Annotated in this window: 10 protein-coding genes; 6 read left to right on the forward strand and 4 right to left on the reverse strand. The window is 43.7% G+C overall.

Going from position 1 to position 12,057, the window contains the following annotated elements; genetic code table 11:
- The first annotated feature begins 230 nt into the window (after nucleotides 1-230).
- The 4 genes from D0C36_RS09865 (at nucleotide 231) to hemH (ending at nucleotide 3,856) form a co-directional block, all read left to right on the forward strand.
- A complete protein-coding gene (locus D0C36_RS09865) occupies nucleotides 231-1,082 on the forward strand; it encodes a 4-hydroxy-3-methylbut-2-enyl diphosphate reductase (RefSeq protein ID WP_117391467.1) in 852 nt (283 codons plus the stop codon).
- 1 nt (nucleotide 1,083) lies between these two features.
- Entirely contained in the window at nucleotides 1,084-1,596 is a 513-nt protein-coding gene (locus D0C36_RS09870; RefSeq protein ID WP_199502000.1) for a WG repeat-containing protein, read from the forward strand.
- A gap of 120 nt (nucleotides 1,597-1,716) precedes the next feature.
- The gene (locus D0C36_RS09875) at nucleotides 1,717-2,322 is read left to right on the forward strand and encodes a fatty acid desaturase (protein WP_117391468.1); all 606 of its coding nucleotides are present in this window, start codon (nucleotides 1,717-1,719) and stop codon (nucleotides 2,320-2,322) included.
- 514 nt (nucleotides 2,323-2,836) lie between these two features.
- A complete protein-coding gene (gene hemH / locus D0C36_RS09880) occupies nucleotides 2,837-3,856 on the forward strand; it encodes a ferrochelatase (protein WP_117391469.1) in 1,020 nt (339 codons plus the stop codon).
- A 242-nt stretch (nucleotides 3,857-4,098) separates the two neighbouring features.
- Here hemH and ettA read toward each other — a convergent pair whose 3' ends face one another.
- Together ettA and D0C36_RS09890 are read right to left on the reverse strand one after the other, a co-directional pair.
- Nucleotides 4,099-5,781: an energy-dependent translational throttle protein EttA gene (gene ettA, locus D0C36_RS09885; protein WP_117391470.1), complete on the reverse strand. Its 1,683-nt coding sequence runs from the start codon at nucleotides 5,779-5,781 to the stop codon at nucleotides 4,099-4,101.
- Between the two features lie 98 nt (nucleotides 5,782-5,879).
- Nucleotides 5,880-6,392: a hypothetical protein gene (locus D0C36_RS09890; RefSeq protein ID WP_147321979.1), complete on the reverse strand. Its 513-nt coding sequence runs from the start codon at nucleotides 6,390-6,392 to the stop codon at nucleotides 5,880-5,882.
- Between the two features lie 476 nt (nucleotides 6,393-6,868).
- Here D0C36_RS09890 and D0C36_RS09895 point away from each other — a divergent pair, with 476 nt between their 5' ends.
- The gene (locus D0C36_RS09895) at nucleotides 6,869-9,403 is read left to right on the forward strand and encodes an ATP-dependent Clp protease ATP-binding subunit (protein ID WP_117391472.1); all 2,535 of its coding nucleotides are present in this window, start codon (nucleotides 6,869-6,871) and stop codon (nucleotides 9,401-9,403) included.
- A gap of 58 nt (nucleotides 9,404-9,461) precedes the next feature.
- Here D0C36_RS09895 and D0C36_RS09900 read toward each other — a convergent pair whose 3' ends face one another.
- On the reverse strand, nucleotides 9,462-10,574 hold the full coding sequence (locus D0C36_RS09900; protein WP_117391473.1) for a carboxypeptidase-like regulatory domain-containing protein: 1,113 nt from the start codon (nucleotides 10,572-10,574) through the stop codon (nucleotides 9,462-9,464).
- A 171-nt stretch (nucleotides 10,575-10,745) separates the two neighbouring features.
- Here D0C36_RS09900 and D0C36_RS09905 point away from each other — a divergent pair, with 171 nt between their 5' ends.
- On the forward strand, nucleotides 10,746-11,147 hold the full coding sequence (locus tag D0C36_RS09905; RefSeq protein WP_117391474.1) for a hypothetical protein: 402 nt from the start codon (nucleotides 10,746-10,748) through the stop codon (nucleotides 11,145-11,147).
- 67 nt (nucleotides 11,148-11,214) lie between these two features.
- On the opposite strand, the gene D0C36_RS09910 is transcribed toward D0C36_RS09905, so the two are convergent.
- A complete protein-coding gene (locus D0C36_RS09910; RefSeq protein ID WP_117391475.1) occupies nucleotides 11,215-12,027 on the reverse strand; it encodes an enoyl-ACP reductase FabI in 813 nt (270 codons plus the stop codon).
- Between the last annotated feature and the right edge of the window lie 30 nt (nucleotides 12,028-12,057).

The raw sequence follows: 12,057 nt of genomic DNA on the forward strand, positions 1-12,057 counted from the left end.
TGAAGGGGGAGCAGGAAAGTTAGCATTGGAGTATCAAGAAATCTCCCCAACGCGTCATTGCGAGGAACGAAGCAATCTCTTTAGGACGAGCATATGAAACTGCCTATGAGATTGCCACGTCGCCTCCGGCTCCTCGCAATGACAAACTTGGAGTTAGCACACACTATTTTCAAAATTAACCGTTTATAATTTAGCGTTTCACATCGTCAGAATTTAGTATTTTTGTACCAATGGGCACACACAACTTACAGGTTACCATAGATCAGGACTCGGGCTTTTGCTTTGGGGTGGTTTACGCTATTGACATGGCCGAAGAGATTTTGGCCGAAGATGGCTACCTGTACTGCCTCGGCGATATTGTACATAACGATGAGGAAGTGTTGCGTTTGAAAGCTCAAGGCCTGCGTATTATCGGTCATGATGACCTTAAAGACCTGCGTAATGAGAAAGTGTTGATCCGCGCGCATGGCGAGGCTCCTGAAACTTACCGTACAGCCTTAGAGAACAATATTACCCTGATTGATGCCTCGTGCCCGGTAGTGCTAAAACTGCAGAACCGTATCAAAACATCGTACGATAATAACGAGAGCATCTTGATATTTGGTAAGCATGGCCATGCTGAAGTGATTGGCTTGCAAGGCCAAACCAATGGCGATGCACTGGTTTTCCAGGATATTGCCGAGTTGGAAGATGCCGATTTGCCTGCCAGCTTTACCCTGTACAGCCAGACCACCAAAAGCATGGAGAAATTTTACAGCGTAAAAGAACAACTGCTGGCCCGCGGCTACGAGGTAAAGGCCAATGATACTATATGCCGCCAGGTAAGTAACCGCGATAAAGACCTGCCGCTGTTTGCTACCAAATTCAATAAAGTAGTATTCGTATCGGGTAAAAAATCGTCAAACGGAAAGGTGTTGTACGAGGTATGTAAAAAGCATAATCCTGATACCTATTTCGTATCGTCAATAGATGAGTTAAACCCGGGCATGTTTTCCCCTAATGATACCATAGGCATTGCCGGCGCTACATCAACCCCAATGTGGTTAATGCAGCAGGTTAAAGCCGAACTGGAGAAATATTAATATGCGGATACTGCCGGTATTTATACTTGCACTTATAATGCTATCTGCCTGCAATGCGGAGCATAAAGGTGATCTGTATCTGATCCGCGATACGATTACCGATAATGAGGGCTACATTAATGCCAAACATGATACCATTATCACACCCGGCAAATACAAGCACTGCCTTACCGATACTTTCAAAAACTTTGCCTTTGTGGTAACTAAAGATAACAAGATGATTGCTATTGACCGTGAAGAAAAGGTATTGTTTAAGCCTTTCATTTTTGATAATGGCCCCGATTATCCATCTGAAGGCTACTTTCGCATTGTTGACGATAACAATAAAATAGGGTTTGCCGATACTACCGGTAAAATTGTTATTGAACCGCAGTACAGCTGTGCTTATAACTTTGCCAACGGTTTCTCAAAGGTGAGCAATGATTGCAAACTTGTTGACTTAGGCGATGAACATACCGGCTGGGTAAGCACCAAATGGTTCTATATTGACCCGCATGGTAACCGTGTAAAATAACGGAACGGCTTTTGCCATCCACTGCTTTAAATATCTGCATTGCAAAAAACACCCACATATACAGGTCTATTAGTCGCCTTAACCGTAATTGGTTGCTGGGGGCTGTCTATTGTACTACTGATGCAATGGCAGGTAGATTTCAGTAACCCGTTGCTTTACCTGTTTATTTTATTGCAGATGCATTTGTACACAGGTTTGTTCATAACCGCACACGATGCCATGCATGGCTCGGTTGCACCCAAGCCATGGATAAACAAAGCCGTTGGTTTTGCCAGCACATTTTTATACGCATCATTCTGGTACCCAAAACTATATACCAAACATCACCAGCATCACAACCATGTGCATACACATGAAGATCCTGATTATTATGATGGTAGTTTCTTTAAATGGTATGTGCAGTTCATCAAAAACTATTTGTCGGTGTGGCAGATAGTGGTAATGGCGGTTGTGTTTAACGTTTTAAAACTGTGGATCCCGCAAGCTAACCTGTTACTTTTTTGGGTTGCACCATCGTTGCTGAGCACTTTGCAATTATTTTACTTTGGAACCTACCTGCCGCACAAAGGCGAGCACCATAATAAACACCAATCGCGCAGTTTAGCACGCAACCATGTATTTGCTTTTTTTAGCTGTTACTTTTTCGGGTACCATTATGAACATCATGAGTCGCCGTGGCTGCCGTGGTGGAAGTTGTGGCGTGCGCCGGAACCACCGAAGGCTTAGGTAGTTTTAGTGAGGAATGGCAGTGAGTAATATAAATCGTCAGTGGATGTCACTTTCTTTTTCCGCAAAAGAAAGTAACCAAAGAAAACTCGCGACTTGGTAACGCGCTACAATGTTAGTGCTTTATCAATGCCTTTACTATCCGCACGTTACACTATGTCGCATTGTTCGCTGGCATTCTGCCTGTGCTTTCTCTTTTCTTATCCTGTCAGCAAAAAAGCTTCGGGCGAAAGCTGACAGAACGATGGTGGGCTGTGCGGCCGCCAGGGCATTGCGGAATCTATTACAGCAGCGAGGGGATTAAGGGGCTGGGTGATAGATTCCCAGCCCGTGGTTCTGGATGCTTGCAGGGCAAAGGCCCTGTGCGTATAGAAGCCTCTTTGCTGACTTGATTTTTTGCTACTTTTTGATCAAGCAAAAAGTAGAGAAGCGTAAGGGTATCATCATTTTGCAATAATGAACACAGCCACAAATCGTCAGGTCATTTTTTTGTACATTTGCAGCTCAAATAATTATGGCAAAAAAGGGAGTTTTACTGGTGAACTTGGGTACACCGGATAGTCCGTCGACAGCGGATGTACGCAAGTATCTTAATGAGTTTTTGATGGATGCAAGGGTTATCGATGTTAACCCTGTTCTGCGTACTTTCCTGGTTAAAACAGTTATTGTTCCGTTCAGGGCACCAAAATCGGCTAAGCTTTACCAGGCCATCTGGGATAAAGAAACCGGTTCGCCCCTGTTACATTACAGCCTTTTACAACAAAAAATGCTGCAGGAACGCCTTGGCGACGGCTATGTTGTTGAACTGGCCATGCGCTACCAAAACCCTTCTATCGATGCTGCTTTAGCCCGATTGAAAGAGGCTTTGATCGGCGATATCGTAGTTATCCCCTTGTTCCCGCAATATGCATCGGCAAGTACCGGCTCGGTACATGAGAAGATCATGAGCATTGTTAAAGACTGGCAAACTGTTCCGCAGATCACTTTCATCAACTCGTTCCATAACGATGACCTGATGATTGAGACCTTTGCCGATAACGCACAACGGCACAACCCGGATAGCTACGACCACGTGTTGTTCAGTTTCCACGGACTGCCACAACGCCAGCTAAAAAAATGCGACCATACCGGCAGCTATTGCCTGCAAAAAGATGGCTGCTGCGATACATTAAATGATACCAATAAATTGTGCTACTCGGCACAATCACACGATACAGCAAGATTGATCGCCGCTAAAATGAACCTGCCGAAAGAGAAATATTCGGTGTGTTTCCAATCGCGCCTGGGTAATGACCCGTGGGTACAGCCCTACACCAGCGAAGTAATTGCGCGAATGGCCAAAGAAGGCAAAAAACGCCTATTGGTATTCTGTCCTGCCTTCGTTAGCGACTGCCTCGAAACCGTTTTTGAAGTAACCCATGAGTACGGCGACGAATTTAAAGCCTTAGGCGGCGAGCACGTTCAACTGGTAGAAAGCTTAAATGCCGAGCCAAAGTGGATTGATGCGCTGGAGAGAATGGTGAAAGAAAATTAAGAGAGTCAGGACTATTAGAATCAGGAATCAAGACAAACATCCCGATATGTCATTGCGAGCGATAGCGTGGCAATCTCATAGGACAAGCAGATTGTGGATATGCCTATGAGATTGCCGCGTCGCTAACGCTCCTCGCAATGACATGATTTAGAAATAGCACGAAAAACATAAAAGCCCGATTGCTAACGCAACCGGGCTTTTCTTGTCTTAATTCTTGGCTCTTGATTCTTGAATCTCAAAAACTAAGCCGTCAACTTCTTATACTTTATCCTTTTCGGAGTTACATCGCCTACACGTTTGCGGTGGTTTTCTTCGTAATCGCTGTAGTTACCCTCGAAGAAGTAAACTTGCGAGTTACCTTCAAATGCCAGGATGTGGGTACATACACGGTCAAGGAACCAGCGGTCGTGGCTGATGATAACGGCACAGCCGCCAAAGTTTTCAAGGGCCTCTTCTAACGAACGTAGCGTGTTCACGTCGATATCGTTGGTAGGCTCATCCAGCAGTAATACGTTTGAACCTTTAGTAAGCGTGATAGCCAGGTGCACACGGTTACGCTCACCACCAGATAGCACTCCAACTTTCTTCTGCTGATCGGCACCATTAAAGTTAAATTTTGATACGTAAGCACGTGAGTTAAGCGGGCGGTTACCTACCATAATGTTATCCAGGCCGCCGGTTACGTTTTCCCAAACAGATTTGTTAGGGTCAAGGTCATCATGCATCTGGTCAACATAACCCAACGCCACGGTTTCGCCTACGCGGAAAGTACCGGCATCCGGTTGGTCTTGCCCTGTTATCAAACGGAACAAAGTGGTTTTACCGGCACCGTTAGGACCAATGATACCTACTATACCCGCAGGCGGCAGCGAGAAGCTCAGGTTCTCGAACAACACCTTATCGCCATAGGCTTTAGTTACGTTGTTGGCTTCGATAACGATGTTACCCAAACGCGGGCCCGGCGGAATAAACAGTTCCAGTTTTTCTTCGCGCTCTTTGGTTTCTTCAGAGGCCAGTTTCTCATAGTTTGATAAACGGGCTTTTGATTTTGCATGGCGGCCTTTAGCACCCATACGCACCCATTCCAGCTCGCGCTCTAAAGTTTTCTGGCGTTTGCTTTCGCTCTTCTCTTCGGCAGCCAAACGTTTGGCTTTCTGATCTAACCATGAGGAATAATTTCCCTTCCATGGGATACCCTCGCCACGGTCAAGCTCCAGGATCCAGCCGGCAACGTTATCAAGGAAATAACGGTCGTGCGTTACGGCTATAACGGTACCTTTATATTGTTGCAAGTGTTGCTCCAGCCAGTCAATAGATTCAGCATCCAGGTGGTTGGTAGGCTCATCCAGCAACAAAACGTCCGGCTCCTGTAATAACAGGCGACACAAAGCCACACGGCGACGCTCACCACCAGATAGTACCGAAATTTTAGTATCCGGCTCAGGGCAGCGCAAAGCATCCATGGCGCGTTCCAGCTTGGTATCCAACTCCCAGGCATTGGTGGCGTCAATTTTATCCTGCAATTCGCCCTGGCGGTTCATCAGCTTATCCATTTTATCGGCATCGCTGTAGTACTCTTCTAAGCCAAATTTCTCGTTTATCTCTTCGTACTCTTTTAACAGGGCAGTTGTTTCGGCAACGCCTTCTTCCACAATTTCGCGTACGGTTTTCTCAGGGTCAAGCTCGGGCTCCTGGCTCAGGTAGCCTACGCTGTAGCCCGGCGAAAATACCACCTCGCCTATGTTGGTTTTATCAATACCGGCAATAATTTTCAGCAGGGATGATTTACCTGAACCGTTTAAACCGATAACACCGATTTTGGCACCGTAAAAAAACGACAGGTATATATTTTTCAGAACTGTTTTTTGCGGCGGGTAAACTTTGCTTACGCCGGCCATTGAAAAAATGATCTTTTCGTCAGCCATTATTGGTTATAATTTTAGAGGAGACAAATATAGGATGGAAAAATTGATTAATACTGTTTAGGTTTTAGTAATTTCTAAAGTACCCACTTATGAACTGTTTATCTTAAGTATATAGGCTCGGGCTTAGTAATTATCTTTAATATTAACAGCTCGGGCATCGCAACTTTAAAATATGGTAAATCCGATGCTTTGATTACATCTACTTTGTAAAAATGTTTGGACGGAATGCGGACTCGGTTTGTGTCGGTAAGTATTTTGTCATCCATAATATAAAGCAAAGGCTTCTTTTTATCTGCCATTGCTATATTGACATCGGCTATTTCCTTTAATGAAATAAGCCTGTCGTTTATTAGATCAGTTAATTTTTTATGATTTTTTAACGTGATAAAAATTACACCATCAGGGTATTTCAGATCCTTTTTCCGGCGTACATTTTCGATGTCCTTAGGGTCGATAAAATCAACATAGATATCCATATCCTTCGCTATCGAATCTACTACAAAAGTAACTTTCTTGCTTTCCAGGGCATGCAAACCGGGCCGCAGTATTCCGTCCTGCGCGAAAGCGATTATAGGTGCGATTAGTAACATTAAAATTAAAGCTGTTTTCATAAATGGTTTCATTTTATTTATTGATGCATCCGGGCAGCATATTCCATAATTTTCATCACAAATTCATCTTATAATTTGTATCTTTCAAAGTAAATCGTTTGGTTTGCTAACAACGTATTTATATACGGCGGCATCCTTTTCGCAAGCCATGCCGTATTGTCATAAAACATGACTAATTGCCCTGCCTGCTAACATAGTTGCTATAATTTAACGGTTATCTTAAACTATTTGGGCGGTGCAACATCAAATAATAAAGTATTTACTTGTTTTATACTTGTGCTCAGCGGTTTTTTAAGTGTTATTTGAAACAATAAGGGGCTTTAAAGATTTAATTTTAACAGGCGTTTATCATTCAATTGTCTGTTAACAACCGGTCAAAAAAAGTTGGCAATATTGTTGATGAAAGTTTAAAGAATCGGACTTAACTGACGAAAACAAAAAATTAGATTAGGACGATCATAATCAGAAAGGTATATATGGAAGCTAAATTTTCGCCACGGGTTAAAGATGTGATACAGTACAGTCGCGAAGAGGCATTGCGCCTTGGTCATGATTATATTGGAACTGAGCACCTTTTGCTTGGCCTCATCCGTGATGGTGATGGTGTGGCAATTAAACTATTAAAAGGGCTAACCGTTGATACCGCTAAACTACGCCGTGCTGTTGAGGATGCTGTGAAAGGAACAATAGGCACAAATGTACATATAGGCAGTATCCCGTTAACCAAACAAGCCGAGAAGGTTTTAAAGATAACTTATCTTGAAGCCAAAATATTTAAAAGTGATGTGATAGGCACCGAGCACCTGCTGCTGTCTATCCTGCGCGATGAAGACAATATTGCTTCACAGATACTGATGCAGTTTAATGTAAACTATGAGGTATTTAAAAGCGAAGTTGAATCGAGCAAAAACGATATTACCGACGAGATGCCGGGTTCATCAACCGGTGGCGACGACGACTTTAAAGAGGATGATTCTTTCACCCAGCCTAAAAAGGTGTCGGACATTAAATCAAAAACACCTGTATTGGACAACTTCGGTCGTGATTTGACCAAAGCTGCCGAGGAAGGCCGTTTAGACCCTATCGTTGGCCGCGAGAAAGAGATTGAGCGTGTATCGCAGATCTTATCCCGTCGTAAAAAGAACAATCCTATTTTGATTGGCGAACCGGGCGTTGGTAAATCTGCCATTGCCGAAGGTTTGGCATTACGCATTGTGCAACGCAAAGTATCCCGCGTATTGTTCAACAAACGCGTAGTTACTTTAGACCTTGCCTCATTGGTTGCAGGTACCAAATACCGCGGCCAGTTTGAGGAGCGCATGAAAGCCGTAATGAATGAGCTGGAAAAATCTCCGGATGTGATCCTGTTCATTGATGAGATCCACACCATTGTAGGTGCTGGTGGCGCTTCGGGCTCGTTAGATGCATCTAACATGTTTAAACCGGCCTTGGCTCGTGGAGAGATCCAGTGCATAGGTGCAACTACATTGGATGAGTACCGCCAGTATATTGAAAAAGATGGCGCGTTAGACCGCCGTTTCCAAAAGGTAATGGTAGAACCTGCCACACCTGATGAAACTGTTGAGATACTTAACCGCATTAAAGAGAAATACGAAGAGCACCATGGTGTAACTTATACTGACGAAGCTATCAATGCGTGTGTTAGTTTAACTACCCGTTACATTACCGACCGCTTTTTACCGGATAAAGCTATCGATGCTTTAGACGAGGCCGGTTCACGTGTGCACTTAACCAATATCCATGTTCCGCAGAACATCCTGGATATTGAAGCTAAGATAGAGCAGATCAAGATCGAGAAGAACAAAGTGGTACGCAGCCAGAAATACGAGGAAGCTGCCAAACTGCGTGATACCGAGAAACACCTGCTTGAAGAGCTTGACCAGGCTAAAGCAGCATGGGAAGCCGAAACCAAAGCAAAACGTTACACCGTAACCGAAGATAACGTTGCCGAAGTGGTAAGCATGATGACAGGTATCCCTGTACAACGTGTTGGCCAGGCAGACAGTGCCAAACTGCTTGCCATGAGCGAAACCATCAGCGGTAAAATTATCGGTCAGGATGATGCGATTAAGAAACTGACCCGCGCTATACAACGTACCCGCGCAGGTTTGAAAGATCCGAAGAAACCAATCGGTTCATTTATTTTCTTAGGCCCTACCGGTGTTGGTAAAACCGAGCTTGCCAAAGAGCTTGCCCGCTTTATGTTCGATACTGAGGATGCGCTTATCCAGATTGATATGAGCGAGTACATGGAGAAATTTGCGGTATCTCGTTTAGTTGGTGCGCCTCCGGGCTACGTAGGTTATGAAGAAGGCGGGCAGCTTACTGAGAAAGTACGCCGTAAACCATACGCAGTAGTATTACTGGATGAGATAGAGAAAGCTCACCCTGATGTGTTCAATATCTTGTTACAGGTGTTGGATGAAGGCCAGCTGACCGACTCATTAGGCCGTAAGGTTGACTTCAGGAATACCATCATCATCATGACATCAAACATTGGTGCACGCCAGTTGAAAGATTTTGGACAAGGTGTAGGTTTCACTACGGCTGCCAAAACCACACAGGCAGAGGCTCACTCTCGTGGTGTGATAGAGAACGCGTTAAAACGCGCTTTTGCACCCGAGTTCCTGAACCGTATTGATGATGTTATCGTGTTTAACTCATTGGGTAAAGAAGAGATCTTTAAGATCATCGATATCGAATTGGCTGCCCTGTTTGGCCGTGTAAACAGCCTGGGTTATAAAGTAGAGCTTACGCTTGAAGCCAAAGAGTTTATTGCCGAGAAAGGTTACGATTCACAATTTGGTGCAAGGCCGCTTAAACGCGCCATCCAGAAATACCTGGAAGATCCAATTGCCGAAGAGATCCTTAAAGGCGAAATGCACGAAGGCGATGTTTTATTAGTTGATTACGACAAAGAAACCAACGAAATAAAAGTTATCGATCAAAAAGGCGAAAACAAAGAGCCAAAAGAAGAAGAGCAGAAATAAGCTATTCTTTAATAAATATCAAAGCCCGCTTATTTATAGGCGGGCTTTTTTGTTGAGGTTATTTGCTCTGCTCGGGCATATAATCAACCGGCAGCATTTCGGCTACACGATTTTTACCCCAATGACCTTCAAAAATGAGCGAAGCCGGGTTTTCGATAACGCCGTTATAATCAAACAGTGGATACTCATCGGTAAATGAGGCTATGCTGGTTTCATAATTAGGTGCCGTTAACGGCTTTTGCAGGCTGCGGTCGGGTTGCAGATCGTTTCGTTTGGTATACATTACATACAAGCAATCATTAAAATTTAAAGCAAAGGTGCCGCGTTTGTCGGTAATGCTGGTAAACTCCTCGGTTTTTAACGGCTGGTTCACCAGGGTTTGTATGTATTTGTCTTTGAGTGAACCAGGCTGATAAGCGGGGTTAGGCTTGCGTATCAATCGCATTACTTCAAAGCCGCTTTCTTTCACCGTATTGCTTAGCACCGCCCGTAAAAAGTGCATGTTTGAGCCATCAAATACTTCGCGGCGCTTTTTAAGCCATTTGCGCTGCTGCCTGTCGCTACCTGTCATGGGTTCATAAAGGGTCGATCCTTCAAAATATGTCCACCCTGTTTTGTTGTCTTTAATAAATTTATTGAGCAGGTATTTTACTTTATAGCCCAAAACCTTATTCTCCACCTCAATAAAATCAGCCGATGATGCTGTAAGCTGGCGAGCTTTTTTATCATACTCAAGATCAACCACATCAGGATTCAGAATTTTGCATTGTTTAGCAACTTCAGATTCGCCCAGGAACTCGCGTTTAAACATAGCATAATACATCTCCCAATCTTTATTCGGCATAATAGTCACCTCTTTAAGCTGGGTGGTTTTGGGAACGAGCATTATGTTCTGCAGCTCGATGTTTTTATTTTCAACAGCTACATTCTGGCGGTAGGTTTCGTATCCCACAACGGTTACCACCAGCTCATACTTGCCGGGGCGCACCTGCTGCAATTTAAAAAGGCCCTCAGCATTTGATTTATCACCCACCGTGGCATTGCTTAAGAAAACGCTTGCATCAGCCACGGGCTTCTGTGTAACGCCGTCACTCACTTTACCGTTAATATTAATTTGCGCAAAACACCAGCCCGGGAACAACATCAACAGAAACAAAAAAGGCTTCATCATAAAAATAAAGTTACAACTAATTTCTTAGTTGATTAAACCTTTAAAGAAAAATTTGTTCCGATAGTTATAAAACAAATTATACCAGGAGACTATTATATGCTTTATGATAGTTTGCTAAACAATTATCACACAACAAAACCGTTTTAATAGCGGATTAATGAACCAACATTTATGAAAAAAATCTTATCTATCCTATGTGTAGCCATTTTAGCGGTTACAGTATCTTCTTGTAAAAAAGAAACAGTTATATCTCCTGATAATAACTTCAGTTTTGTTGAACAGGTACCAGCTTCCAGATGGACAGTATTTAACAGTACAACCAACACGGTATCTATAGACGTTCCGGAGATTGACGATTACGCTAATGAACATTACGCAATTTTAGTTTACATGGCATTAGGAGATAATGCACCGTGGGAGCAGGTTCCTGAGACCTATGAAGGAACCGCCTTCAGCTTTACGCATAACATAGGCAATGTATCTATCTATCAGCAAAACGCCACCGGTACAGGCACACCGGTTGCACCATCAAATGCTTATTTTAAGGTAGTTATTGTTAAGGCAAATCCTTGATCTAAATAACCGATCAAATAAAAAAGCTCCGCCAATTGGCGGAGCTTTTTTATTATGTAATAATTCCTTATTTCTCCATTTGCTCAATAACCGCTGCAGTTACACCGGTGAACGAGAAACCACCATCGTGGAACAGGTTCTGCATAGTTACCATGCGGGTAAGATCGCTAAATAAGCTTACACAGTAATCAGCACATTGAGCAGCATCGGCGTTACCAAGCGGGCTCATTTTTTCGGCATAGTTGATGAAACCGTCAAAGCCTTTTACGCCGCTACCTGCTGTAGTACGGGTTGGCGATTGCGATACGGTGTTGATACGTACGTTTTTCTTAACGCCATACTGGTAGCCAAAGTTACGTGCAATGCTTTCCAGGTAAGCTTTGTTATCGGCCATGTCGTTATAATCAGGGAATACGCGCTGGGCAGCAATGTAAGTAAGCGCCAGTACTGATCCCCACTCGTTAATAGCGTCCATCTTCATGGCTGTTTGCAGCACACGGTGAAAGCTAAGGGCAGATATATCTAAACCTTTATGGGTAAACTCGTAGTTATTATCCGTATAAGCTAAACCTTTACGTACGTTTAAGCTCATACCAATTGAGTGCAGTACAAAATCTACACCGCCACCAAAATGTTCTAAAGTTTTGGTGAACAGGTTATTGATATCCTCGGTGCTGGTAACATCGGCAGGAATAACCGGTGCATTGCACTCTTCGGCAAGTTTGTTCAATTCGCCCATGCGCAAAGCCAGCGGAGAGTTTGTTAAAACTATTTCGGCGCCTTCTTCGTGGCAGCGTTGTGCCACCTTCCATGCGATAGACTGCTCGTTAAGCGCACCGAATATGATGCCTTTTTTGCCTTTTAATAAATTGTAAGCCATTTATTTTAAGTTTGGTTTGAAGCTGTAAAG

It is taken from the genome of Mucilaginibacter conchicola, from assembly GCF_003432115.1.
Classification (GTDB): domain Bacteria; phylum Bacteroidota; class Bacteroidia; order Sphingobacteriales; family Sphingobacteriaceae; genus Mucilaginibacter; species Mucilaginibacter conchicola.